Annotated in this window: 21 protein-coding genes; 8 read left to right on the forward strand and 13 right to left on the reverse strand. The window is 63.3% G+C overall.

Annotated elements, in window-relative coordinates:
- The first annotated feature begins 284 nt into the window (after window positions 1-284).
- The 3 genes from KSS93_RS00005 (at window position 285) to KSS93_RS00015 (ending at window position 4,412) form a co-directional block, all read left to right on the forward strand.
- Window positions 285-2,978 carry a putative bifunctional diguanylate cyclase/phosphodiesterase gene (locus KSS93_RS00005; RefSeq protein WP_217886652.1) on the forward strand — a complete coding sequence of 898 codons (2,694 nt, stop codon included), beginning with the start codon at window positions 285-287 and terminating at the stop codon, window positions 2,976-2,978.
- A gap of 147 nt (window positions 2,979-3,125) precedes the next feature.
- Window positions 3,126-3,794 (forward strand): peptide-methionine (S)-S-oxide reductase MsrA, encoded by a 669-nt coding sequence (gene msrA, locus KSS93_RS00010; RefSeq protein ID WP_217886653.1) that lies wholly within the window; start codon window positions 3,126-3,128, stop codon window positions 3,792-3,794.
- 3 nt (window positions 3,795-3,797) lie between these two features.
- Window positions 3,798-4,412 (forward strand): glutathione S-transferase, encoded by a 615-nt coding sequence (locus KSS93_RS00015; RefSeq protein ID WP_217886654.1) that lies wholly within the window; start codon window positions 3,798-3,800, stop codon window positions 4,410-4,412.
- A 148-nt stretch (window positions 4,413-4,560) separates the two neighbouring features.
- On the opposite strand, the gene creD is transcribed toward KSS93_RS00015, so the two are convergent.
- The 4 genes from creD to rloA2 form a co-directional block, all read right to left on the reverse strand.
- Window positions 4,561-5,889, reverse strand: a complete 1,329-nt coding sequence (gene creD / locus KSS93_RS00020; protein WP_217886655.1) for a cell envelope integrity protein CreD — start codon at window positions 5,887-5,889, stop codon at window positions 4,561-4,563.
- Between the two features lie 238 nt (window positions 5,890-6,127).
- Window positions 6,128-7,564 (reverse strand): two-component system sensor histidine kinase CreC, encoded by a 1,437-nt coding sequence (gene creC / locus KSS93_RS00025; protein WP_217886656.1) that lies wholly within the window; start codon window positions 7,562-7,564, stop codon window positions 6,128-6,130.
- The gene (gene creB / locus KSS93_RS00030) at window positions 7,564-8,244 is read right to left on the reverse strand and encodes a two-component system response regulator CreB (RefSeq protein WP_217886657.1); all 681 of its coding nucleotides are present in this window, start codon (window positions 8,242-8,244) and stop codon (window positions 7,564-7,566) included. The genes creC and creB overlap by 1 nt, the downstream gene beginning before the upstream one ends.
- A gap of 122 nt (window positions 8,245-8,366) precedes the next feature.
- The gene (gene rloA2 / locus KSS93_RS00035; RefSeq protein WP_217886658.1) at window positions 8,367-8,867 is read right to left on the reverse strand and encodes a retropepsin-like aspartic peptidase RloA2; all 501 of its coding nucleotides are present in this window, start codon (window positions 8,865-8,867) and stop codon (window positions 8,367-8,369) included.
- A 182-nt stretch (window positions 8,868-9,049) separates the two neighbouring features.
- On the opposite strand from rloA2, the gene yihG reads away from it, so the two are divergent.
- The 3 genes from yihG to KSS93_RS00050 all read left to right on the forward strand — a co-directional run bounded on the left by yihG (window position 9,050) and on the right by KSS93_RS00050 (window position 12,479).
- Window positions 9,050-9,937 carry a 1-acylglycerol-3-phosphate O-acyltransferase, YihG family gene (yihG, locus tag KSS93_RS00040; RefSeq protein ID WP_217886659.1) on the forward strand — a complete coding sequence of 296 codons (888 nt, stop codon included), beginning with the start codon at window positions 9,050-9,052 and terminating at the stop codon, window positions 9,935-9,937.
- Between the two features lie 215 nt (window positions 9,938-10,152).
- On the forward strand, window positions 10,153-11,499 hold the full coding sequence (locus KSS93_RS00045) for an APC family permease (protein WP_217886660.1): 1,347 nt from the start codon (window positions 10,153-10,155) through the stop codon (window positions 11,497-11,499).
- 92 nt (window positions 11,500-11,591) lie between these two features.
- On the forward strand, window positions 11,592-12,479 hold the full coding sequence (locus KSS93_RS00050; RefSeq protein ID WP_217886661.1) for an RHS repeat-associated core domain-containing protein: 888 nt from the start codon (window positions 11,592-11,594) through the stop codon (window positions 12,477-12,479).
- A 266-nt stretch (window positions 12,480-12,745) separates the two neighbouring features.
- On the opposite strand, the gene KSS93_RS00055 is transcribed toward KSS93_RS00050, so the two are convergent.
- A complete protein-coding gene (locus KSS93_RS00055) occupies window positions 12,746-13,318 on the reverse strand; it encodes a DUF2780 domain-containing protein (RefSeq protein WP_217886662.1) in 573 nt (190 codons plus the stop codon).
- Window positions 13,319-13,703: 385 nt separating this feature from the next.
- The gene (locus KSS93_RS00060; RefSeq protein WP_225917267.1) at window positions 13,704-13,982 is read right to left on the reverse strand and encodes a hypothetical protein; all 279 of its coding nucleotides are present in this window, start codon (window positions 13,980-13,982) and stop codon (window positions 13,704-13,706) included.
- Between the two features lie 408 nt (window positions 13,983-14,390).
- Here KSS93_RS00060 and KSS93_RS00065 point away from each other — a divergent pair, with 408 nt between their 5' ends.
- Window positions 14,391-15,275, forward strand: coding sequence for an RHS repeat-associated core domain-containing protein (locus KSS93_RS00065; RefSeq protein ID WP_217886663.1), 885 nt, complete (start codon window positions 14,391-14,393; stop codon window positions 15,273-15,275).
- 194 nt (window positions 15,276-15,469) lie between these two features.
- Here the strand turns inward: KSS93_RS00065 and fdhA are convergent, their stop codons facing one another.
- Window positions 15,470-16,669, reverse strand: coding sequence for a formaldehyde dehydrogenase, glutathione-independent (gene fdhA / locus KSS93_RS00070; protein ID WP_027917538.1), 1,200 nt, complete (start codon window positions 16,667-16,669; stop codon window positions 15,470-15,472).
- A 620-nt stretch (window positions 16,670-17,289) separates the two neighbouring features.
- Here fdhA and KSS93_RS00075 point away from each other — a divergent pair.
- Window positions 17,290-18,021 (forward strand): RHS repeat-associated core domain-containing protein, encoded by a 732-nt coding sequence (locus KSS93_RS00075; protein ID WP_225917269.1) that lies wholly within the window; start codon window positions 17,290-17,292, stop codon window positions 18,019-18,021.
- Between the two features lie 192 nt (window positions 18,022-18,213).
- Here KSS93_RS00075 and purU read toward each other — a convergent pair whose 3' ends face one another.
- The 6 genes from purU to KSS93_RS00105 form a co-directional block, all read right to left on the reverse strand.
- The gene (gene purU / locus KSS93_RS00080; protein ID WP_217841416.1) at window positions 18,214-19,071 is read right to left on the reverse strand and encodes a formyltetrahydrofolate deformylase; all 858 of its coding nucleotides are present in this window, start codon (window positions 19,069-19,071) and stop codon (window positions 18,214-18,216) included.
- A gap of 12 nt (window positions 19,072-19,083) precedes the next feature.
- Window positions 19,084-19,716, reverse strand: a complete 633-nt coding sequence (locus KSS93_RS00085) for a sarcosine oxidase subunit gamma (protein ID WP_217886664.1) — start codon at window positions 19,714-19,716, stop codon at window positions 19,084-19,086.
- Between the two features lie 187 nt (window positions 19,717-19,903).
- On the reverse strand, window positions 19,904-22,918 hold the full coding sequence (locus KSS93_RS00090; RefSeq protein ID WP_217886665.1) for a sarcosine oxidase subunit alpha: 3,015 nt from the start codon (window positions 22,916-22,918) through the stop codon (window positions 19,904-19,906).
- Window positions 22,915-23,250 carry a sarcosine oxidase subunit delta gene (locus tag KSS93_RS00095; RefSeq protein WP_217841413.1) on the reverse strand — a complete coding sequence of 112 codons (336 nt, stop codon included), beginning with the start codon at window positions 23,248-23,250 and terminating at the stop codon, window positions 22,915-22,917. The genes KSS93_RS00090 and KSS93_RS00095 overlap by 4 nt, the downstream gene beginning before the upstream one ends.
- A gap of 16 nt (window positions 23,251-23,266) precedes the next feature.
- Window positions 23,267-24,517, reverse strand: a complete 1,251-nt coding sequence (locus tag KSS93_RS00100) for a sarcosine oxidase subunit beta family protein (RefSeq protein WP_016393299.1) — start codon at window positions 24,515-24,517, stop codon at window positions 23,267-23,269.
- Window positions 24,518-24,532: 15 nt separating this feature from the next.
- Window positions 24,533-25,786, reverse strand: a complete 1,254-nt coding sequence (locus KSS93_RS00105; protein WP_217841412.1) for a serine hydroxymethyltransferase — start codon at window positions 25,784-25,786, stop codon at window positions 24,533-24,535.
- Window positions 25,787-25,935: the final 149 nt, after the last annotated feature.

Here is a 25,935-nt window from a genome sequence, read left to right on the forward strand (position 1 = left end):
GCTTCCCACAGAGGGCGCGGTGCATCTGCGAGACTAGCTCTCTGCGCGACAGCGCAGCCCGAAAGGGCTGGGTGATCTCCTACAGGAAAGCGCCGGCGCCCCCCTCGCAAGAGCCGTCTTGCCGGCGATAGGGCCTTCAGATTCCACCCCGCCAGCCGACAATCTGTACACAGCATCACGCATGGCCGCTTGCCAGTCCCCGGGACATGATGCAACCTTGCCCAAAGCGTCGCCGCATAGCCCGTGGCCCGCCGCGCCAACCGCCTTGTTCAAGCGAGTCTTCGATGAAAAGCCAACCCGATGCCGCCAGCCGAGTGGCGGCCGAGGTCGTCACGCAGCTACCCGTGCCTTCGCGGCTCGGCATGCTGCGTTTCGAGCGGCTGAACGAAGCCAGCTGGGCCATGCTCTACGTCGACCCGGCCTGCGAACGGCAATTCAACTTGCCCGCCGCCGAGCTGTGCTCATTGATCGGCTCGCCCTACGCCAGCCTCATGGAGCCCGAGGCGCGCTACAAGCTGCATGACGAGATCCAGCTGCAACTGGCCGAGCGCGGCCATTACCGGGTGCGCTACACCCTGCACTGCGGCCCCGAGCCGCTGCGCCTGCTGGAAGCCGGCGAAAGCTACAAGCAGCACAGCCGCCAGCTGCTGCGCGGCTACCTGACGGTGCTCGACGACCAGCCGCTCGAAGGCCCCGAGGTAGACGCCAACGACCTGGAGTCGCGCAACAACCGCCTGCAACTGGCCCTGCAGCTCAACCAGCACGCCCAGCAAGAGCAGCTTGAACACCTCGAGCGGGTTCGCGCCCAGCAAGACCTCATCCTGCGCCTGGCGCGCCAGCGCTACAGCGTGGGTAACTCGCTGCTCGAAGCCGCCGAACTGATCACCCGCAGCGCCTGTGAAATCTACAAGGTCGACTGCGCCAGCATCTGGTACCTGAACGACCAGCGCCTGGAGCCGATCAGCGCCTGGTACAGCCGCGAGCAGCAGCACCGCCTGCCCGAGGCCATCGACGCCAGCCGCTTCCCCGACTACCTCGAAGCCCTGCACGCCAGCCGCGCCATCGACGCCCACAACGCCAGCCACGACCCGCGTACCCGCGAAATGTCCGAGCTGCTGCACGGTAACGACGACAGCGCCATGCTCGATGCCAGCATCCGCATCGACGGCCAGGTGGTCGGCGTGCTGTGCCTTGAGCAAAACGGCAAGCCGCGGGCCTGGCAGTCCGACGAAATCGCCTTCGCCGGCGAGCTGGCCGACCAGTTCGCCCAGGTCATCAACAACCACAACCGGCGCACCGCCGCCAGCGCCCTGCACCTGTTCCAGCGCGCGGTGGAGCAAAGCGCCAGCGCCTTCTTGCTGGTCAACCGCGACGGCGTGGTGGAGTACGTCAACCCAAGCTTCACCGCCATCACCCAGTACAGCACCGATGAAGTCCAGGGCCACCACCTGGCCGAGCTGCCGGCGCTGGAAAACTTGAGCGAGCTGCTGTTCGACTCGCCGTCCAGCCTGGCCATGGGCAACAGCTGGCAGGGCGAGTTCAAGAGCCGGCGCAAGAACCTCGAGCCCTACTGGGGCCAGCTGTCGATCTCCAAGGTGTACGGCGACAACCGCGAGCTGACCCACTACATCGGCATTTACGAAGACATCACCCAGACCAAGCTGGCCCAGCAGCGCATCGAGCGCCTGGCCTACACCGACAACCTGACCAACCTGGGCAACCGCCCGGCGTTCATTCGCAACCTCGACGAACGCTTTGCCCGCGACAGTGCCAGCCCCATCTGCCTGCTGCTGGTGGACATCGACAACTTCAAGCGGATCAACGACAGCCTCGGCCACCAGACCGGCGACAAGCTGCTGATCAGCCTGGCCCGGCGCCTGCGCAACAGCCTGAGCAGCGGCGGCAGCCTGGCGCGCTTTGCCAGCAACGAGTTTGCCGTGCTGCTGGACGACACCTCGCTCGAGGACGGCCAGGGCGTGGCCCACCAGCTGCTGCGCACCCTCGACAAACCCATGTTCGTCGATAACCAGCTGATCAACGTCACCGCTTCCGTAGGCCTGGCCTGCGCGCCGCTGCACGGCAGCGAGCCGGCCACCCTGATGAAAAACGCAGGCCTTGCCCTGCACAAGGCCAAGGCCAACGGCAAGCACCAGGTGCAGGTGTTCACCGAGGTGCTCAATGCCGAGGCCAGCTACAAGCTGTTCGTCGAGAACAACCTGCGCCGCGCCCTGACCCAGAACGAGCTGGAGGTGTTCTACCAGCCCAAGCTGTGCCTGCGCAGCGGACGACTGCTGGGGCTGGAGGCGCTGCTGCGCTGGAACCACCCCGAGCGCGGCATGATCCGCCCCGACCAGTTCATCAGCGTGGCCGAAGAAACCGGGCTGATCATCCCCATCGGCAAGTGGGTGGTGCGCCAGGCCTGCCGCATGAGCCAGCAGCTGCGTGAAGAGGGCTTTGGCAACTTGCACGTGGCCATCAACCTGTCGCCCAAGCAGTTCTCCGACCCGGAGCTTGTGAGCTCGATCGGCAGCATTCTCAAAGAAGAAGCCCTGCCGCCGCACCTGCTGGAGCTGGAGCTGACCGAAGGCCTGTTGCTGGAGGCCAGCGAAGACACCCACCGCCAGCTCGACGAGCTCAAGGCCCTGGGCCTGACCCTGGCGATGGACGACTTCGGTACCGGCTACTCGTCGCTGAGCTACCTGAAGAAGTTCCCGATCGACATCATCAAGATCGACCGCAGCTTCATCAACGAGATCCCCGACAACCAGGACGACATGGAGATCACCTCGGCGGTGGTGGCCATGGCCCATAACCTCAAGCTCAAGGTGGTCGCCGAGGGCATCGAGACGCCCGAGCAGCTGGCGTTCCTGCGCCGCCACCGCTGCGACGTGGGCCAGGGTTACCTGTTCGACCGGCCGATCCCCGGGCGCGAGCTGAACGAAAAACTGCGCCGCTATCCGCGTGGGCCATTGGCCTGACAGCGGCGTAAAGCTCGGGCACTATAGAAGCCATTCGGGCCTCACCGCCGGCAAGCCGGCTCCTACACGAACAGCGCCCCCCTGTAGGAGCCGGCTTGCCGGCGATGGCCTCCCCCAATCAATCTGAAAAAACACAGAGGAACGGCCATGACCCTGCGTTCGGAAATCCTGGTGAACAAAAACGTCCTGCCTACCGCAGAACAGGCCCTGCCTGGCCGCGAAACCCCGATGAGCCTGCCCGAGTTCCACTACGTGTTCGAAGGCACCCCGCTGCTGGGCCCGTTCTTCGAAGGCGCCATCGACTTCGCCATCTTCGGCCTGGGCTGCTTCTGGGGCGCCGAGCGCCGCTTCTGGCAGCGTGAAGGCGTGGTCAGCACTGTGGTCGGCTACGCCGGCGGCTTCACCCCCAACCCCACCTACGAAGAAGTCTGCTCGGGCCTGACCGGCCACACCGAGGTGGTGCTGGTGGTGTTCGATAAAGACAAAGTCAGCTACCGCGAGCTGCTGGCGATGTTCTGGGAGCTGCACAACCCCACCCAAGGCATGCGCCAGGGCAACGACATCGGCACCCAGTACCGCTCGGCCATCTACTGCACCTCGCCGCAGCAGCTGGAGGAAGCCAAGGCCAGCCGCGACGCCTTCCAGGCCGAACTGGTCAAGGCCGGCTTCGGCGAGATCACCACCGAGATCGACCAGGCGCCGACCGTTTACTTCGCCGAGGCCTACCACCAGCAGTACCTGGCCAAGAACCCCGAAGGCTACTGCGGCATCGGCGGCACTGGCGTGTGCCTGCCACCCAGCCTGCAAGGTAACTGAGCCATGATCCTGTTCCATTCGCCCTTGTCGCCGTTCGTGCGCAAGGTGATGGTGGTGCTGCACGAGACCGGCCAGCTCGGCCGGGTGACCCTGCAGGCGGTGAACATCAGCCCGGTGAACGGCGACGAGCAGCTCAACCAGGGCAACCCGATCGGCAAGATCCCGGCCCTGCGCCTGGACGACGGCAGCGTGCTGCACGATAGCCGGGTGATTTGCGAGTACCTCGACACCCAGCACGTCGGCAACCCGCTGCTGCCCCGCGAGGGCTCGGCGCGCTGGCGCCGGCTGACCCTGGCGTCCCAGGCCGATGCGATCATGGATGCTGCAGTAGGTACCCGCTACGAAACCTTCCTGCGCCCGGCCGACAAGCAATGGGACGGGTGGGTGGCAGCCCAGGGCGAGAAGATCCGCAGAAGCCTTGCCAACCTGGAACAGGAGCACCTGGCCGAGCTGGCCTCGGGGTTCGACCTGGCGGCCATTGGCGTGGCCTGTGCGCTGGGGTATCTGGACCTGCGCCAGCCGGAGTTTGGCTGGCGTGAGCAGCAGCCGGGGCTGGCGGCGTGGTATGCCGAAGTCAGCCAGCGGGCGTCGATGCTGGCGACCACCCCAAACGCCTGACCGGGCCTCTTCGCGGGTAAACCCGCTCCCACAGGGTCTGTACCGTACCTGTGGGAGCGGGTTTACCCGCGAAGGCCTTACCTCGGTATCACAGGAAACAACTGCGCAATCCTAAGGGCCAACCAGCGCCCGACCTCTCTATCCTCCCTCATACCCCCCTCCCCACCCGCGACCAGTCCAGCCGGCGGGTCAGCACCATGAACACCCCGAGCAAGCCAAAGCACAGCAGCGAGCCCATCAACAGCGCGTAGTCCTCAGCGCTGAGCAGCCCGTAGAGCATGCCGTACAACGCCGCCAGCCCCGCCGCAAAGCCCACCCCGCGCCCGAAGCTTTGCAGCACGAAGCACAGGTAAAAACCGATCAGCAGCACACAGGCCGACGCCGACAGCCCATAGGCCAGGGCAAAGCCCAGGTGTTCCGACAGCGACAGCAGCAACAGGTAGAAGAACGCCAGGGCCACGCCCACCAGCACGTACTGCACCGCATGCACCCGCAGGCTCTTGAGCACCTCGAACAGGAAGAAGCCGGCAAAGGTCAGGGCAATGAACAGCAACGCGTACTTGATCGCCCGTTCGCTCTTCAGGTACTGGTCCACCGGGTCGACGAAGCTCACACCGAGGGTGGTTTGCAGGAACTCTTCGCATTGGCCCGCAGTGGCGCATTTGCGCAGTGCGTCTTCCAGGTTGGTGGCAAAGAACGAGGTCTGCCAATGGGCATTGAAGCCCTCGTCATCGATGGCCCGGCGGCTGGGCAGATAGCTGCCGATGAAGCTTGGGTGCGGCCAGTTGGCGCGCAGGGCCACCGTGCTGCTGCGGCCCACCGGCAATACATGCAGCTGGCCAGTGCCCTGCAGGGCCAGCTCGAAGCTGTAGTTGAACTCGCCAATGTGGCCACCTTCGAACTGCGGCAGCGGCACATGGACACCGCCGCGCATCCAGTCAAGGCCGGTGCCGGCCTCGAAGGCCAGGCGCTGGTCGTCCAGGTTCAGCTCCAGGTTGTTCTCGATGCCGCGTATATCGCTGATACCCACCACCAGATAGGGCTTGTCGAAGCGGTAGTCGCCGTAGTCCTGGTCGATGCCCCAGTGATCGGGCAGCTTGAAGCGGCCGCTGATACGGCCCTTGGTGTGGAACAGCCGCGCCTCGTAGATGCCCCGGGCGCGCAGTTCGGTCTCGGCGCCCATGTCCACGTCGAGGGTTTCCGGCAAAAAGTACAGGTTGCCGCTGACCGTGCTGGTTTCCTGGGTGCTCTGGCCGTCCTTGTCGATCCAGCGGCGTTCGTACTTGCGGTAGGGCACCACCAGCATCGGGCCGCTGATCTGCTGGCCGTAGGCAGAACTGCGGGCGATGTCCTGCACCACGCTATCGCGCAGGTGCTGGCGTTCGTCGATAAGGCCGCCGATCATCATCAGCGGGATGAGCAACAACAGGATCAGCATGGCGATGGTGCCAAGCTTGAAACCCAGGGTCTTGTTCATTGGTGAGGCTCCGTGTGCGATGGCAGGCAGTGTCTGCCTGCTGCGTGGAGCCTTCGGGGTGGGTTTGTGTGGATTGTGTGGAGAATGTCTTCGCAAGCACAGCGCGCCCCCGTGGGAAGCGGCCTTGTGTCGCGATGGGCTGCGTAGCAGCCCCAGGATCTCGGCATCATGCAAGAATGCCGGGGCTGCTTTGCAGCCCTTTCGCGGCACAAGGCCGCTCCTACAAGGGGTCAGCCAATCATGCGCCTATCCGCCGCGCCGGCAGCCACAAGCGCACCCGCACCCCGCCTTCTACGTTATCCACCGCCAACGCCCCGCCATGCAGTTGCATCACCTCGGCAACGAAATTCAGCCCAAGCCCCGTGCTCTTGCGCCCGGTGCCAGGGCGCGGCAGCGAATAGAAGCGCTCGCTGACCCGCCCCAGGGCGTATTCGGGAATGGTTGGCCCCTGGTTGAACAGGCTCAGCGCCACCCGCTCGCCGTCACGCTCCAGCTCGAACAACAGCACGCCACCAGGCGGGGTGAAATCCAGGGCGTTGTCCAACAGGTTGGCCAGCGCCTGGCGCAGCAGGAACGGGTCACACAGCAGCTGCGTGCCGGCCGGCAAGCGCTGGCGTACTTGCAACGAGTTGGCTTCGATACGCGCACCCTGAGCCACCAGCAACTCATCCACCAGCCCCGCCAGGGCCACCTGCTGCTCATCTTCAAGGGCCTGCATCTGCTCGACCCGGGCCAGGTTCAGCAGGCGCTCGATCATCTGCTGCAAACGCTCGCTCTCGCGCTCGATATTGCCGGCAAAGCGTGCCCGCTGCTCGGCTGGCATGTCGCCCTGCAGCAGCTCCGAGGCCCCGCGAATCGCCGCCAGCGGGCTTTTCAGCTCGTGAGTCAGGGTGTGCACGTAGCGCTCCACGTAGGCCTTGCCCTCCAGCTGCGTGCGCATGCGCTCCACTGCATTGGCCAGGTGCGCCAGCTCGCCGCCCTTGTAGTGCGGCACCGCCGCCCGCTCACCCTCGCTGACCGCCTGGGCGTAGCGCGCCAGGCGGCGCAGCGAGCGCACCAGCCACCACGACAGCGCCGCGCCGATCAGCAGTCCCAACCCGATCAACCCAAGGCCGAGGTTCAGCAGGCGCTGTTCGGAGCGGTCGATGTAAGGCTGCAGCGAGCTGTTGGGCTTGGCCACGGTGACCACGCCAATGATCCTGCCCGCATCGAGGATCGGCGCCGCCACATGCATCACCGAGGTGCTTTCGTCATCGGCGAGAGTGCGGGTAGAGCGCGCGCCGTACTGGCCGCGCAGGGTCAGGTACACGTCGTTCCACTGCGAATAGTCCTTGCCCAGGGCTTGGCCGCTGGAGTCGAGCAGCACGATGCCGTTGGCGTCGGTGACGTAGATGCGGTGGCTGACCTGGGTCTTGGCCAGGCCCCAGATGTGCGCGCCGGGGCTGCGCAGCCCGTAGGCCTTGAGCACCTCGGGCAGGCGGCTCTGGGCCAGGGTGCCGGCCTTGACGTCATCATGGAGGATCTCGGCCAGCAGGTTGGCGGTGTCCACCAGGGTTTCTTCAGAGGACTGGCGCACCACCGGGCGAATCTGCTCGCGCACGGTGTTGAGCAAAAAGTAGCCCGCCAGCCCGACGAACAGGAAGTACACCAAAAAGATGCGAATACCCAGGCGCATCAGGCGTGTTCCGGGCTGTAGCTGTAGCCAAGGCCCCTGTGGGTCTGGATCGGCTCGGCGGCGGGGGCCACCTGGCGCAGCTTGGCGCGCAGGCTCTTGATATGGCTGTCGATGGTGCGCTCGTAGCCCACGTCCGAGGCCACGCCCAAACCGTTGAGCAATTGCTCGCGGCTGAACACCCGGCGCGGTTGCTCCAACAGGCATTGCAGCAGGCGGAACTCGTGGCGGGTCAGGGTCAGTGGCTGACCCTGGTAGCTGATGCGCATGGCCAGGGTATCGAGTTGGAACAGCGTGCTTTCAGTGGCAGGTTCAACGCGCGGCGCCATGCGCTTGAGAATCGCCCGCACCCGCGCCGCCACCTCGCGCGGGCTGAACGGTTTGACCACGTAGTCGTCGGCGCCGATCTCCAGGCCCAGCACGCGGTCGATCTCGGCGTCGCGGGCACTGAGGAACATCACCGGCACCTCGCTGAAGCGGCGCAGCTGTCGGCAGGTTTCAAAACCGCTGATATCGGGCAGGCCGATGTCGAGGATCACCAGGTCCGCCGGGCGCAGGCGCTGTTGCTCGACCGCGGCGCTGCCGAGGGTCACCCATTCGGTGCTATGGCCGTCGGCCTGCAGGGCGTAAACCAGGGTGTCGGCGATGGAGGCTTCGTCTTCGACGATGAGGATGTGGGGCATGGCGTCCGGCATTGCTGGGGGCAAAGCTGGATTTTAAGCGCTCGGGCCCTATCGCCGGCAAGCCGGCTCCTACAAAACCCAGTAGGAGCCGGCTTGCCGGCGATAGGGCCGGTACAGGCAAATCAGCAGTCAGGCTTGCCTGCAGTGAACTTCTTCGCCGGGTTGACCGCCGCCTTGAACTCGCGCAGCGCCTTGGCGCCTACCAGCAGCGGGTAGTTGAAATTGCTGCGGTCGACCAGGTTCACCTCCACGGTGCGCTTCACATCCCCCAGGCACAGCTCCAGGTCGACCACCGGGCGGCGCGACAGCTCAGGGGCATCGCCCTCCTCGTCCTCGTCGGCGCGGTTCTTGATTTTGCTGATGCGCGACACCTCATGCTCGTAGACCTTGCCATCGGCGTCTTTGGTCGCCAGGCGAAAGCGCACCCACTCCTGGCCATCACGCTTGAACAGCTCGATATCCTTGGCCGACAGCGACGCGGTGTAGGCGCCGGTGTCCATCTTGGCCTTGAGGGTTTCGCCCAGCTCCGGCAGCGTGATGTTCTCGTAACGGCCATACAGCGTGGGCTCGGCGGCCATCACCGGCAGCGCCAGAAGGGACAACAGGGCAAGCAGGGGTTTCACAGGGCAGGCTTCCTTGAGAAGAGTCAGTGCTTAGACTGCGCAGGCAGCATAGGTTCGTTGTCACAGGTTAAACAACACAATGTGAAACATTTGTCCCACCCGCCGGGCATTCCGCGTTTGGCGTAGGCCACGGCCCTGCTTATCATTGCCAACCGTAAAATCCACACAACAAGAGTTTCCCTATGCGTCGCCTGCTGACCGGCATCCTTACCCTGACCCTGCTGCTGCTCAACACCCTGGTGATGATCGGCCCGCTGCTGGTGTTCGCCCTGCTCAAGCTGGTGCTGCCCGGCCGCTGGCGCGACTACGCCTCGGCCGCGGTGATGTGGATCGCCGAAGCCTGGTCGGAAGTCGACAAGGCCATCTTCGCCCTGTGCATCCCCACCCGCTGGGACATTCGCGGCGTGGAGAACCTTGGCAAGAACACCTCGTACCTGTGCATCAGCAACCACCAGACCTGGGTCGACATCCCCGCGCTGATCGAAAGCCTCAACCGCCGGGTGCCGTTCTTCAAGTTCTTCCTTAAAAAGGAGCTGATCTGGGTGCCGCTGCTGGGCCTGGCCTGGTGGGGCCTGGACTACCCGTTCATGAAGCGCTACAGCAAGGCGTTTCTCGAAAAGCACCCCGAGCTCAAAGGCAAGGACCTGGAAATCACCAAAGCCGCCTGCGAGCTGTTCAAGCGCCAGCCGGTGACCGTGGTCAACTACCTCGAGGGCACCCGCTTCACCGAAGCCAAGCGCGCCCAGCAGCAATCGCCCTACCGCAACCTGCTCAAGCCCAAGGCCGGCGGAGTGGCCTTCGTGCTGGCGGCCCTCGGCGAGCAGCTGGACGCGCTGCTGGACGTCACCATCGTCTACCCCGGCAAGCAGGCGCCAGGGTTTTGGGCGCTACTCGACGGCAGCATCAGCCGGGTAATCATCGACATCCGCGTGCGTGAGCTGGACCCGGCGCTGAGTGCCGGCGATTACGAGAACGACCCGGCGTTCCGCCAGATCGTGCAGGCTTGGGTGAACCAGTTGTGGGTGGAGAAGGACCAGCGGATCGATGAGCTGCGGGCCGAGATGGGTTAAGCATGTCAGGGCCTCTTCGCGGGCAAGCCCGCTCCCACAGGGTTACGCGATCCCTGTGGGAGCGGGCTTGCCCGCGAAGAGGCCGGCACAGGCGCGATAAAACCTCGATTAAAATCCGGGCTAATAATCGACATTAGCAACTCTTTGTTTGTCACCATCAGCCTTACCAGATAAAAATCGATCATACACAACTACAAAAAAGCCAGGATTGATCGATGGCAACCCAACCTTGCTCCGCCCCCCAACTGCGCCGTGTCCTCGGCCTGCCCGCCCTGGTGTTCTTCGGCCTGGTGTACATGGTCCCGCTGACCATCTTCACCACCTACGGCATCGTCACCGAACTCACCGGCGGGCGTACCGCCAGCGCCTACCTGGTCACCCTGCTGGCCATGCTGTTCACCGCCACCTCTTACAGTTTCATGGTCAAGCGCTTCCCGGTGGCAGGCTCGGCCTACTCCTACACCAACCTGGCCTTCGGCCCCGGCGTGGGCTTTCTGGCTGGCTGGTCGCTGCTGCTCGACTACCTGTTCCTGCCGATGATCAACTACCTGCTGATCGGGCTGTTCCTCAACATCGCCTTCCCGGCGATCCCGGCCTGGAGCATCGTGCTCGCCTCCATCGCCCTGGTGACCGTGCTCAACGTGGTGGGCATTCACTCGGTGGCCAAAACCAGCAACCTGATCGTCGGCGCGCAGATCGTCTTCATCGGGGTGTTCGTCGCGCTGGCGTGGCAGAGCCTGGCCGGGCAGCCGGTGGATGTGCTGGCGCCGCTGCGCGGTGACGGCAGCCAGCCCGGCTTTGGCGCGCTGATGGCCGGTGCCGCGGTGCTGTGCCTGTCGTTTTTGGGCTTCGATGCCGTGTCGACCCTGGCCGAAGAGTGCAAGGACGCCCGCCGCGATGTGCCGCGGGCGATCATCCTTACCACGCTGTTTGCCGGTGTGCTGTTCACCGTGCTGGCCTACGTCAGCCAGCTGGTGCTGCCGGGCAGCCACTTCGCCAACGCCGACGCCGCTGCCAACGAGGTGATGCTCAAGGCCGGCGGCCAGTTCCTCGCCAACTTCTTCACCGCCGCGTTCGTTGCCGGCAGCCTGGGCTCGGCCCTGGCCTCCCAGGCGGCGGTGTCGCGCATCCTGTTCACCATGGGCCGCGACCGCGTGCTGCCACGGCGCAGCTTCGGTTACCTGTCGCCGCGCTTCGGCACGCCGGTGTTCGCCATTGTGCTGGTGTCGGCGTTCTCGCTGCTGGCGTTGGTGATCGACCTGGCCACCCTTGCCTCGCTGATCAGCTTTGGCGCGCTGGTGGCGTTTTCGGCGGTTAACCTGGCGGTGGTCAAGACCCACCTGTTGGCTGAAGGGGCGCAGCGTAACCTCAAGGGGTTGCTGTGCTATGGCGTGGTACCGCTGGTGGGGTTGGGGCTGACCTTGTGGCTGTGGACCAGCCTGTCGGCGCTGACGCTGGTGATCGGGCTGTGCTGGTTTGCGCTGGGGTTGGCGTATCTGGCGGTACTCACGGCAGGCTTCCGCCGGCCGGTGCGGTTGGTGGAGCTCTCCGAGGCGCTCTGACCGCCGGCAGCCACCTGTCATTTTTGCCAGTGGCGCTCTAGCGCTTGCCCCCACAAGCTGTGCCTCGGGAACTGTCACTCGAGGCCACACAAATGGCATCCACCCAGGCAAGAACACTACGTTTCTATCAAGGCCCCTACCTGGCTCTGCAGTTGAACGCCGAGCGCTGTCTGGCCATTGTTCGCCATCAGCATCAGCCGCTGGCGCTGCGGGGGGATCGGCAGGGTGTTGTACTGGGCTGTGATGCGCAGGATTCGGTGCTTCTGTCAGGCCAAAGCAATGCGTCAAGCTATGGCGCATTCGGTTACAGCACAACAACCAGTGAATCACCCCTTGCCTATCAGGGTGAGTGGTTAGAGCCCGACCTCGAAGGGTACCTGCTGGGTCGCGGCTATCGCTTGTACAGCACACGCTTGATGCGCTTCCAGTCCCCAGACAGCTTGAGCCCGTTTGGCGCAGGCGGTTTGAATGCCTACGCTTATTGCGGTGGCGATCCAGTAAACCGAAGCGACCCGAGTGGCCACATGTTCAAAGCCACGTCTTCAAGACCAACGCCGACACATCAGAACTCTGGGTCTACTACCCCAAATACAAGGCCAGCTGCCAGCGCCACACCGCAGCCCGGAACGCCCACCAGCCGTACTGTTCAACCAGCTGGCACTTCCAATCCATCCTCCAGCACCCCAACCTCTTCTCAACAAGCAGGCAGGTCCTCGATTCGAACCTACCTCGATGAGAATAACTTACATCATACTAAGCTCGACAAGTTGGGGCAGAATATCCGGCAAGCCATGAAGGAAGGAAAGTTAAAACTTGCACTGAAGCTGAACGAATTGTTCACAGAGTTAGAAGCAGCCAAGGCCCGAGACGATAATGCCATGAACGCTCTGTTCAGCCCCAACTCAACTATTAAAACCGCCACCATCACTGAATCCGCACCGTCATCAAGCAACCAAGACATACGCACAAGCGCAAAATGAAGAGTGACTGTGCCTGGCTGAGGTCATTGGCGGTGAGGGATCACCGACAGCATCAGCGCGCAACAGAGTTCAAGCTATTTCCGAGGGCCATACACCCGAGGTCTCTACATGACGCTGGCTGATCAACGCCTCAAAAAAGTTGATGAGCTGCAGGCAAGCTTGTCCGGAACCTCTACCGCACAAGCCCACGTACCGACCAGCACCGTGCCATCGCCCCAGGTCGTTCAGGTTCGACAACCTGAAAAGCATGAGCAGGGCGGCTGAAATTACACGGACGGCTGAGCAGGTACCGCCGGCGTGGTCCACAAGCTGCCCAGGTTCTGCAGCAACGTGCTGGCAATGCCCTGCTGCCCCAGGTACTGCAGAATCAACGGCGCAAACTGCCCGATCATCCCGGTATCCATGCCCAGTGCCTTGAACGCGTTGTCCAGGTCGTTGCGGTTCTCTACCTCTCCGCCCAGGGCATTACCCAGCGGCGAGGTACTCTTGTTGCCACCCAGCAACTGCCCCAGCCCGCTCAGGTCACCCAGCGCATTGGCGCCAGACAACAGGTCCAGCCCCGGCACCGCCTTGGTCAACTGGCCATAGTCATCACCGCTGAGGTTGTTGCGCGCCAGCCCCAGCATCGCCCCGGCGCCGCCGATGGCCTGTTCGGGGGTGATCTTCAGCTCGCGGCCCAAGGTGTTGAGCAGGTTGGCCTGGCCCTCGGGGGCCTGCACCGGGGCGCTTTGCTGCTGGTTTTGCGTGGCAGAAACCGCATTGGCGACGTCGCTGAGGTTGAAGGCGAACACCGGGCTTGCGGCCAGGGTTATCAGGGTTGCCAGGGTGAATGCTTTCATCGGGAGGGACCTCGTCGGCCGGGATGGCCTGGAAACGAGGCATTCGACTGGGGGCTCGAACCTTTGTTCCGGGCCGGTGGTCGGCGCATACGGCCCTGCGAATCGAGCTGATTTGTTCGATGCTCGAGGCAGGCGCGAACCCTGTGGGAGCAACTGCCTTGTTATAAATCCAAAACCCGGCGCGATCCCTGAGCAACTGCCTTGTTAAAAATCCAAAGCCGACGCGATCCCTGTGGGAAGCGGCCTTGTGTCGCGATTGGGCCGCGCAGCGGCCCCGGCGATTTTGCATGAGGTCGAGATTCTGGGGCTGCTGCGCAGCCCAATCGCGACACAAGGCCGCTTCCCACAGAGATCGCGCCAGCTTTCAGATCATGCACCGCAGCAATCAATGCACAGGCCGGTTCTCCACCGCGCTGGCCAGCGCATCCGCCTGCCCCCAGGCGATCTGCATGGCGCGCAGGCCGTGCATCAGCAACTGGCGGGTCTCCTCGTCCTTTATGCGCTCGAGCGCGCGGTGGCTGTCGCTGAAGGCGAACATCAGGTAGTGGGAGACGTTCATCAGCACGTACTCCATGGGCACCACGCCATCCTGGATGGCACGGGCGAGGGACTTGTCGGGGGGCAGGATGAATTGATGGGGTGGGTCGGGGACGATTTTTTTCATGGCAGTCACTCGTAGAGGTTGAACTGCTACCGTCCGTTTCCACACAAGAGGGTGGCAGTTGTACACGGGGTGGAAACCGGTCACGAGTATCCCGGTAGGCCTTGCGGCCTCCCGCGTACAACCGCCATGACAGCGGGATATCGTGATTGTCAGGTTTCCACACCCGATCGCTGAACCCTCAGCGACCGGCAGAGCCTAGTGGCCAGTGTTTCCCCGGACAATCAGACGCACATCGACAGACCACGTAGGGTATTTCCATCGCCCTACAGATGTATGCGGGAAGCGACCTAAGACGCCGTAGGGCATTTCGGCGGACCTAGCATTTTTGCCAGTAGCCACCAGCTCGGCTCACGACCAACATCCTGTGAAAAGCCACTACCCAACAGTGCAAGCGATCAGGAGAGTTCCATGAAAAAGCAGGCGGGCACCACCCACTTCTTCTACCAGAACGGCAAACTAACCACTGTCAGCGAAAATGGCCGGCCGCGCACCATCTTCCGCGCCGACGACAGGCCATTGGCAGAGCAGCATGCGGGTGATGCAGGAAACGCCGGCTTGCTGGCAACCGATGATAAAGGCTCGGTACTAAACGTGCAGAATGATGAAAGTGAAGATCACGTCTTTTCAGCATATGGACATGATCCAAGCACGCCCCTGAGCGGAAGACTTTGCGGCTTCAACGGTGAGTATCCAGAGCTAATATCAGGGTACTATTTGTTAGGCCCCGGGCATCACCGCCCATACGCGACAGCACTGATGAGGTTCATGTCACCGGATAGTTGGAGCCCGACAGGAACTGGTGGGTACAACGCATACGCCTATTGCGGAGGCGACCCGATTAATCGTGTTGACCCGTCGGGGCATAATTGGCTGACTAGTTTCTTCAAAGGCGCTGGTAACTTGCTGCATCTTCGCAACAAAAAACCTAGACATCCCGAGCCCTCAGCCACTCGCCTCGACACAACAGTAACCGCCTCCGATAAGAGCCCCCAAAAGCCATTATTACCAGCGTACTCTCAAAAGCCGCCGGAGGGTCATTCAAGTAAAGAAAAAGCAACTGATCTCCTGCGAGATGAAGCGAATAGAATACAGGCTGACTCTCAACGACATTTGGTGTTATACAACCGAAAGCGATTAGCTAACCTTGTAAAAGAACACAAAGGAAAGAAGCCTACCGAAATAAATACAAACCTTGAGCGCTACCGCTACGAGCAGGCCAAGCAAACTGCCAAGCAAGCATATGAAATCCGAAAAACGCCTGGCGTAAGCTACCCTCCTAAATATGAAGAATGAATTTTCGTGGGTTACTCGCAGACAGAAAGTTGAAAAAATTTCGTCTGATTCCCACAGTAGTAAGCACGGATTTGACCACTGGGCTGTGTTAACAGACCTCATCGCCGGCAAGCCGGCTCCTACACAGAGCCGTGCCTGCTTCAAGCGCCCCATGAAAAAGCCCCTCATTTCGAGGGGCTCTTTTCACACAGCCGTCACGCCGCACCCCACATCTTGTGCGGGTCAATCACAAACTTCTTCGGCACCCCGGCATCGAACTCGCCATAGCCTTCCGGCGCCTGGTCGAGGTTGATCACCTGCACCCCCACCACCTCGGCGATGTTGATACGGTCCCACATGATCGCCTGCATCAGCTGGCGGTTGTACTTCATGGTCGGGGTTTGCCCGGTGTGGAAGCTGTGCGACTTGGCCCAGCCCAGGCCAAAGCGGATGCTCAGCGCGCCGATCTTGGCGGCGGCATCTACCGCGCCCGGGTCTTCGGTCACGTACAGGCCCGGGATGCCGATGTTGCCGGCTACGCGGGTTACCTGCATCAGCGAGTTCAGCACGGTGGCCGGGGCCTCGTGCTTGGCGCCTTCGTGGCCGTGGCCGCGGGCTTCGAAGCCGACGGCGTCAACGGCGCAGTCCACTTCTGGCTCGCCCAGAATATCGACGATCTGCTCGTGCAGCGGGGTGTCCTTGGACAGGTCGACCACCTCGAAGCCCTGGGACTTGGCGTGGGCCAGGCGCGCCGGGTTGAGGTCGCCGACGATCACGCAGGCGGCGCCCAGCAGGCGCGCCGAGGCGGCAGCGGCCAGGCCGACCGGGCCGGCGCCGGCCACGTATACGGTGCTGCCCGGGCCAACGCCGGCAGTCACGGCGCCGTGGTAGCCGGTGGGCAGGATGTCCGACAGGCAGGTCAGGTCGCGGATTTTCTCCATGGCCTTGTCGCGGTCGGGCAGCTTCAGCAGGTTGAAGTCGGCATACGGCACCAGCACGTATTCGGCCTGGCCACCGGTCCAGTCGCCCATGTCGACATAACCGTAAGCGCCGCCGGCGCGGGCCGGGTTGACGGTCAGGCACACGCCGGTGTGCATTTCTTTGCAGGAGCGGCAGCGCCCGCACGCAACGTTGAAGGGTACCGACACCAGGTCGCCGATTTTCAGGCGCTCGACATCTCGGCCCAGTTCGACGATTTCACCGGTGATTTCATGGCCGAGTACCAGGCCGACCTGGGCAGTGGTGCGGCCACGGACCATGTGCTGGTCAGAGCCGCAAATGTTGGTGGACACCACCTTGAGGATGACGCCGTGCTCGATCTTCTTGCCGCGCGGGTCCTGCATCTTGGGGTAGTCGATCTTCTGCACCTCGACCTTGCCTGCGCCGAGATACACCACTCCACGATTACCAGACATGCTCTTACCTCGCTTGATTTGTATTTATGCAGCGGTGGTTGAACCTGCCGCCATCCATGGGCGGCATGTGTTACTGGAATGGAGGGATTGTGGGCCGGATGGGGGATGTCGCAGTGACTGGTTGCGACAAAGGGATGCCTGTTTGCGGCGCAGGGGTGTCGCAAAAAGCATCGCGATGGTGCGGCACTCCGGCTCACGCGGAAACCCAGGGAGGTGGTTCAACGCTGCGGTAAGCACTGCGATGTCTTGACGACGGGGAACGGCAGCACAGCTGGTTTTCAGCGAACTAGAGCAGACACAGCGCTCACCGCCATCGCCCAGAAAACGGATGGCACGGTCCGAACGCCTTACAGCAAAGTGCAGATCTGGCGCTACTGTGTGTATTGATAGTTTCCAGACTGGCCGCTTTGTTGAAGACTCAGGTCAACCAGCGTCCTGTCTCGGAAATGAACTGTTCACTTTTGGCGGCGTCTTGGGCGCCCGGCCGATGTTGCAACTCGCCAAAAGAAAACGTTTTCCCGAGACAGGACACTAGCGAGTTCAACAACTTTCGGGAGTACATCATGGCACCTCATAGCCGTGCAGCGACCTGCGGAACGACTCTGCTAGCAACTGACGCCATGGCATCCGTATTGCTGCACATGGGACACTGCGTCAAGCCGGCAACGATCAGCTACACACCCTATGGACAATGCCTGCTTTCTACAGTCGAACACACCCGGACTGCATTTAACGGCGAGCAGTTGATACTGAGTCTGGAAAAGTATCTGTTGGGCAATGGTTACCGAGCTTATAGCCCAACACTGATGCGCTTTATTTCGAGCGACAGCTGGAGCCCGTTCCGTAAAGGTGGCCTGAACGCCTACGCCTACTGCCATTGTGATCCTGTCAATCGCAATGATCCAACAGGCCAGGCTGGGGACTTCAAGATACCCAACCATGGTGACAAGACGCAGTTCAGGCCTTCCCAACGAAAGCCCCCATCCTCCACCAGAATGAATATCCCCAGAAATCTGGAACGGCACGATGACCACTTGCTCTTCAACGTTCTGGACAAGCTGCCAGACGAAGCCCTCGCCAATTTGAGCGAAGCCGACCCGACACTCGAACGCTCGATTGCATCACGGTCCTTGCAAAACCTTGAAAAATTCATGAAATCAAACCTCTTCACGGGCCTAAGCCAAGTTATTGAAAGCCCAGGGCTCGGCATCCGCCGAAAGGAAGCAAGCCAAAAGCTGCAAAGCCAAATCGAGCAGAACACCAAACCTGAGGTGGCCGCTTATCTGAGAACGCTCAATCTGGCCGGCATGGAACCTGCGAGGGGAGCAGCCCAAGTACGGGACAGCATTTGACGGTGACCCCATGCTCACGACAAGGGCGCAGCGCAATTCAGGCCGTTACAAAGGGATGCCTGTTTGCCGCGCAGGGGTGTCGCAAAAAGCATCGCGGGGCAAGCCCGCTCCCACGCTCTGTGGACTGCTCCCAAGAGTTGGCTCGGGGGCAATCACTGGGTGGGAGCGGGCTTGCCCCGCGATGGCGTCGGCTCAGAGTACGACAGTGCGATTGGCGTTCAAGAACACCCGCCGTTCAATGTGATACCCCACCGCCCGCGCCAGGGTCAGGCATTCGATATCGCGCCCCTTGGCGATCAAGTCCTCGGGGTAATGGCTGTGGTCCACCACTTCCACCCCCTGGGCGATGATCGGGCCTTCGTCGAGGTCGTTGTTGATGTAGTGCGCAGTGGCACCGACCATCTTCACGCCCTTGTTGTAGGCCTGGTGATAGGGCTTGGCACCCTTGAACCCGGGCAGCAGCGAGTGGTGGATGTTGATCGCCCGGCCATCGAGCTGGCGGCACAGCTCGGGCGACAGCACCTGCATGTAGCGGGCAAGAATCACCAGCTCCGCACCGGTCTGCTCGATCACCTGCAACACCTTGCGCTCCTGCGCCGGTTTGTCGTTGGGGTCGAGGGCAAAGTGGTAGTACGGGATCTTGTGCCAGTGCGCCAGCGGCTCGAGGTCGGGGTGGTTGGACACCACCGCCACCACGTCCATGCCCAGCTGGCCGATGCGCTGGCGGTACAGCAAGTCGTTCAGGCAGTGGTCGGCCTTGGACACCATGATCACCACCTTGGGGCGGTGGTTGGGCGCGGTCAGCTCGAAGGCCATGCCGAAGGCTTCGCTGCGCTGGGCAAGGCCGGCCCTGAAGCCGTCCTCGTCGAAGCCGTCAGGCGCGCGAAACTCCACGCGAATGAAAAACCGCCCCGACAGCCGGTCATCGAACGAATGGTGCTCGGTGACGTAGCAGCGCTGCTCGTAGAGGTGACGCGTCACCACATCGACGGTGCCGAGCATGCTCGGGCAGTCGGCAGTGAGAATCCAGGTGTCCGGTGCCCGACTCATGCTGTGCGCTCCTTAGGCTTCGATGGCCAGGCCGTACTCGGCCGAGGCGTCCTGCAGCCACAGCCACCAGTAGTCCGAGAAGCTGCGGCGGATCATCAGCTCCCAGGTGTCTTCGGCAGTGCGGCGGATCACCAGCTGCGACTTGGCGAACACGGTGCCGACGGCCTTGCCCACCGGGAAGTTGTTCGGGTGAACATCGTAGCTGGTGGACTTCATCAGCACGTCGCGCACGTTGGGGCCGCGCAGCTCCAGCAGGGTTTGCCCGCCGCTGACGTTGACCACCTGGATGTGCTGGCCGTCGAGGGCGGCACGCAGTTTGTTCTCCACCTCCACTTCCTGCCCGCCGGGGACAATCAGCAGGTACTCGTCCGGGCCCATCCATTGCAGCGACATCTCGCCGTTGGCGACCACGGTCAGGGCCACCGGCAACTCCAGGCCCAGGGCCTTGTGCACGGCACCGGCAAAGGCCGCATCGTGGCCGTTGCCACGAATGGTCAGGTGGCCGAGGAATTTCTTCTCGCGCAGGGTCACGCCTGCGTTCTTGCGGCCCTTGCCGACCAGGCTGGCCAGGTCGGCGTGGTGCAGTGGCGACTGAGCCTTGGCATCGGCGCCGGGGTTTTGCTGGAAGACGTTGATAGCGCTCATTTCTTACCTGCCTTGAATTCTTGTTGATCGCGAAGACCTGAGATCAGGCGCAGAGCTTCTGGGCTGAGGCGATCCTGTGGGAGCGGGCTTGCCCGCGAATGCGATGGTGGGGCCACCGCCCTCTTCGCGGGCAAGCCCGCTCCCACAGGTACCTCATTAGCCATCAGGGCTCTGCCTGCCGGGGGCCTTAGACGTTCTGCCGCTCACCCTTCGGATCGAAGAACACCGAAGACACGATTTCTGCCTCGATCACGCTGCCATCGGCCTGCGGCGAAAACACCCGCTCGCCCATGCGCTTGAGGCCGCCCTTGACCACGCCCATGGCGAACGAATAGCCCAGGGAGTTGGCCGCGTAGCTGGAGGTGACGTGGCCGACCATGTCCATCGGGATCGGCTGCTTGGGGTCGAACACCAGCTGGGCGCCTTCGGGCAGCCACTTGGTCGGGTCCACAGGCTTGAGGCCCACCAGTTGCTTGCGGTCTTCGCGCAGGCAGTCTTCGCGGTTCATGCCACGCAGGCCGATCCACGAGAACGGCTTGTTGCGGCCCACGCACCAGCTCATGTTGAGGTCGTCCGGGTTCATCGAACCGTCGGTGTCCTGGCCAACGATGATGAAGCCCTTCTCGGCACGCAGCACGTGCATGGTCTCGGTGCCGTACGGGGTCAGGTTGTACTTCTTGCCGGCCTCGATGATCTGCTCGAGCACGCCCATGGCGTAGTTGGCCTGCACGTTGACTTCGTACGACAGCTCGCCGGTGAACGAGATACGGAACACGCGGGCCGGCACGCCGCCAACGTTGCCTTCCTTCCAGGTCATGAACGGGAAGGCTTCCTTGTCCATGTCGATGTCGGTCAGCTCGCTGAGCAGCTTGCGGCTGTTGGGCCCGGACAGGGTCATGGTGGCCCAGTGGTCGGTCACCGAGGTGAAGAACACCTTCATGTCCGGCCATTCGGTCTGGTGGTACAGCTCCAGCCACTGCAGCACGCGGGCGGCGCCGCCGGTGGTGGTGGTCATGATGAAGTGGTTGTCGCCAACGCAGGCGGTCACGCCGTCGTCGAAGACCATGCCGTCTTCTTTGCACATCAGGCCGTAGCGGGCCTTGCCCACGTCGAGCTTGGTCCAGGCGTTGGTGTACACGCGGTTGAGGAACTCGCGGGCATCCGGGCCCTGGATGTCGATCTTGCCCAGCGTGGAGGCGTCCAGCAGGCCCACGCTGTCACGCACGGCCTTGCATTCGCGGGCCACGGCGGTGTGGATGTCTTCGCCAGGTTTTGGGAAGTACCACGGGCGCTTCCACTGGCCGACGTCTTCGAACTCGGCGCCGTTCTTCACGTGCCAGGCATGCAGGGCGGTGAAGCGCACCGGCTCGAACAGGTGGCCACAGTGGCGCCCGGCTACCGCGCCGAAGGTCACCGGCGTGTAGTTGGGGCGGAACATGGTGGTGCCCATTTCCGGGATGCTGATGCCGATCGAACGGGCGGCGATGGCCAGGCCGTTGATGTTGCCCAGCTTGCCCTGGTCGGTACCGAAGCCCAGCGCGGTGTAGCGCTTGACGTGCTCGACCGACTCGAAGCCTTCGCGGGTGGCCAGCTCGATGCCGGCGGCGGTGACGTCGTTCTGCTGGTCGACGAACTGCTTGGGCCCCTTGGTGCCCTTGTCGTGCGGCACCTGGAACAGCGCCACGGTGGCCTCTTCCTTGCGCGCCACGGTTTTCGGCAGGGTGCCGACGCTGGCCTTGAAGCCGGCTTCGGTGGCAGCGCGGGCGCCGCCTTCAAAGCCATCGGCAATCACGTCGCCCAGGGCGTACACGCCGTTGATGCCACCCACGCATTCGCGTTTTTGCGGGGCATCGCCCGGCACGAAGCCGAGAATATCGTCGCGCCATACCGGGCGGCCGCCCAGGTGCGAGGCCAGGTGGACGATCGGGCTGTAGCCGCCGGAGGTGGCGATCAGGTCGCAGTCCAGGGTTTCGCCCGGGCTTGTGACCTTGTGCGCCTGCACATCGATGGCGGCCACGCGGGCGCCGGTGACGTGCTTGCTGCCCTTGGCCTCGACCACGGCGCTGGAGGTCAGAATACGAATGCCCTTGGCACGCGCCTCTTCAACCAGCGAACCGCGCGGGTTGTGGCGGGCATCGGCGATGGCCACCACTTGCAGGCCGGCGTCGTGCCAGTCCAGCGCTGCGCGGTAGGCGTGGTCGTTGTTGGTCGACAGCACCAGCTTGCGGCCCGGGGCCACGCCGTAGCGGCGCACGTAAGTGGACACAGCACCGGCCAGCATGTTGCCCGGCACGTCGTTGTTGCCGTACACCAGCGGGCGCTCGTGGGCACCGGCTGCCAGCACCACACGCTTGGCGCGCACACGGTGCACGCGGTGGCGTACCTGGCCGATCGGGGCGCGGTCGCCGAGGTGGTCGGTGAGGCGCTCGTGAATGGTCAGGAAGTTATGGTCGTGGTAGCCGTTGACCGTGGCCCGTGGCAGCAGGGTCACTTCCGGCAGGCTTTCCAGCTCTTTGACCACGGCGTTGACCCAGTCGGTGGCAGGCTTGCCGTCGAGGGTTTCGCGGCTGTCGAGCAGGCTGCCGCCGAACTCTTCCTGTTCATCGGCCAGGATCACCCGCGCGCCGCTGCGCGCGGCGGCCAATGCGGCAGCCAGGCCCGCGGGGCCGGCGCCGACAATCAGCACGTCGCAGTGCTGGTTCATGTAGTCGTAGCTGTCCGGGTCGTTCTGCAGCGGCGCGCGGCCAAGGCCGGCGGCTTTGCGGATGTACTTCTCGTAAGTCATCCAGAACGATTTGGGGTACATGAAGGTTTTGTAGTAGAAGCCCGGCGGCATCATGCTGCCGCCCACCTTGCCCAGGATGCCCATGACGTCGTTGTTGACGTTCGGCCAGCCGTTGGTGCTGGTGGCTACAAGCCCTGCGTACAGCGCTTGTTGCGTGGCGCGCACGTTGGGGATCTGGGTGGCTTCGCTGGAGCCGATCTGCAGGATGGCGTTCGGCTCTTCGGTACCTGCGGCGATGATGCCGCGCGGGCGCGAGTACTTGAAGCTGCGGCCGACGATGTCGACGCCGTTGGCCAGCAGCGCGGCGGCCAGGCTGTCGCCGGCGTAGCCCTGGTAGGTCTTGCCGTTGAAGGTGAAGTTCAGCACCTTGCTGCGGTCGATACGGCCGCCGCTGGCGAGGCGATAGGTCTGGCTCATACTTTTTCCCCTTGGCCCTTGGCGGTCGCGGATGCCGCGCTTTGCTTGCCGGCAGCGGTGACTTGAGGCTTCTCGCCGATCTTGTAGGTTTCCAGAATTTCGTAGGTCACCGTGTCGCGGGTGACGTTGAAGTACTGGCGGCAGCCGGCAACGTGGTCCCACAGCTCGTGGTGGATGCCACGCGGGTTGTCACGGAAGAACATGTAGGTGCCCCACTCCTCGTCGGAGCAGGCGGCCGGGTCCAGCGGGCGGGCGATGTGGGCCTGGCCCGAAGCGTGGAATTCTTCTTCGGAGCGCAGCTCGCCGCAGTGGGGACAGAAGATTTGCAACATGACGGTTGTCTCCGGGTCAGTGGGCGACGGCAGCAGCGCCGTGTTCGTCGATCAGCGCACCGTTGTAGAAACGGTCGATGGAGAATGGCGCGGCCAGCGGGTGCATCTCGCCCTTGGCCAGGCTCGCCGCAAAGACGTTGCCCGAGCCCGGGGTGGCCTTGAAGCCGCCGGTGCCCCAACCGCAGTTGAAGAACATGTTCTTGACCGGGGTCTTGGAGATGATCGGGCAGGCGTCGGGGGTGGTGTCGACGATGCCGCCCCACTGGCGGTTCATGCGCACGCGCGAGAGGTTCGGGAACATCTCGACGATGGCCTGCAGGGTGTGCTCGATCACCGGGTACGAACCGCGCTGGCCGTAGCCGACCCAGCCGTCGATGCCGGCGCCGATCACCAGGTCGCCCTTGTCGGACTGGCTGATGTAGCCGTGCACGGCGTTGGACATGATCACCGAGTCGATGATCGGCTTGATCGGCTCCGATACCAGCGCTTGCAGCGGGTGCGATTCCAGCGGCAGGCGGAAGCCCGCAAGCTTGGCCATGTGCCCGGAGTTACCGGCGGTGACCACGCCGACGCGCTTGGCGCCAATGAAGCCTTTGTTGGTTTCCACACCGATCACGGCGCCGTTCTCTTTGCGGAAGCCAATCACCTCGGTCTGCTGGATCAGGTCCACACCCAAGGCGTCGGCGGCGCGGGCATAGCCCCAGGCCACGGCATCGTGGCGGGCCACGCCGCCACGGCGCTGCACGGTGGCACCCAGAATCGGGTAGCGGGTGTTTTTCGAGCAGTCCAGGTACGGGATTTCGGCCGCCACCTGAGCGGTGTCGAGCAGCTCGCCATCGACGCCGTTGAGGCGGTTGGCGCTGACCCGGCGCTCGGAATCGCGAATGTCCTGCAGGGTGTGGCACAGGTTGTAGACGCCGCGCTGGGAGAACATCACGTTGTAGTTGATGTCCTGCGACAGGCCTTCCCACAGTTTCATGGCGTGCTCGTACAGCTGCGCCGACTCGTCCCACAGGTAGTTGGAACGCACGATGGTGGTGTTACGGGCGGTGTTGCCGCCGCCCAGGTAGCCTTTTTCGATCACCGCAACGTTGGTGATGCCGTGCTCTTTGGCCAGGTAGTAGGCCGTGGCCAGGCCATGCCCGCCACCGCCGACGATAACCACGTCGTAGACCTTTTTAGGGGTTGGCGTGCGCCACATGCGCTGCCAGTTTTCGTGGTGGCTGAGGGAGTGTTTGAAGAGGCCGAAGCCCGAATAGCGTTGCATGGTTTTCTACTCCACTCAGCGGTAGACCGGGAAGTCGGCGCACAGCGCGGCGACGTTCTTGGCGACATCGGCTTCGACGTCGGCATCACCCAGGTTGTCCAGTACATCGCAGATCCAGCCGGCCAGCGCGACGCACTGGGCCACCTTGAAACCGCGGGTGGTGACGGCCGGGGTGCCGATACGCAGGCCCGAGGTGACGAACGGCGACTGCGGGTCGTTCGGCACGGCGTTCTTGTTGACGGTAATGTGCGCGCGGCCCAGGGCGGCGTCGGCGTCTTTGCCGGTGAGGCCCTGGCGGATCAGGCTGACCAGGAACAGGTGGTTGTCGGTACCGCCCGACACCACGTCATAGCCACGGTCGATGAACACCTGGGCCATGGCCTGGGCGTTTTCGATGACTTGCTTCTGGTAGGCCTTGAAGCCTGGCTCCAGCGCTTCCTTGAAGCACACCGCCTTGGCGGCGATCACGTGCATCAGCGGGCCGCCCTGGGCGCCGGGGAACACGGCAGCGTTGAGCTTTTTCTCGATCTCTTCGTTGCTCTTGGCCAGGATCAGGCCGCCACGCGGGCCGCGCAGGGTCTTGTGGGTGGTGGTGGTGACCACGTCGGCAAACGGAATCGGGTTCGGGTACAGGCCAGCGGCCACCAGGCCGGCAACGTGGGCCATGTCGACGAACAGCAGTGCACCGACCTTGTCGGCGATGGCACGGAAGCGTGGGAAGTCGAGGGTTTTCGAGTAGGCCGAGAAGCCGGCGACGATCATCTTCGGCTTGTGCTCGACGGCCAGGCGCTCGACTTCGTCGTAGTCGATGAGGCCGGTATCGGTGTTGATCCCGTACTGAACGGCGTTGTACAGCTTGCCCGAGGACGACACCTTGGCGCCGTGGGTCAGGTGGCCGCCGTGGGCCAGGCTCATGCCCAAAATGGTGTCGCCGGCCTGCAGCAGGGCCAGGTACACGGCGCTGTTGGCCGAGGAGCCTGAGTGCGGCTGCACGTTGGCGTAATCGGCGCCGAACAGCTGCTTGGCGCGCTCGATGGCCAGCGCCTCGACCTTGTCGACGTGCTCGCAGCCACCGTAGTAGCGCTTGCCCGGGTAGCCTTCGGCGTATTTGTTGGTCAGGCCGCTGCCTTGGGCCTGCATCACGCGCTTGCTGGTGTAGTTTTCCGAGGCGATCAGCTCGATGTGATCTTCCTGGCGCTGTTCCTCGGCATTCATCGCCGCCAGCAGTGCGTCGTCATAACCCTGGATCTGGTCTTGCTTGCTGAACATCTTGTTTCTCCCGGCAGCGATCAGTTCTTGTTGGAGAGGGACTTGTCACCCTTTGCGGCGATGTTATGACTGGGCCGGTGGGCACAGATGCCTGCGCGCGCCTTGCAATGGCGCGTTTACGACATTGCTGTTTTGGCAGTGACGGCCCT

This window comes from Pseudomonas xanthosomatis (assembly GCF_019139835.1).
GTDB lineage: Bacteria > Pseudomonadota > Gammaproteobacteria > Pseudomonadales > Pseudomonadaceae > Aquipseudomonas > Aquipseudomonas fakonensis.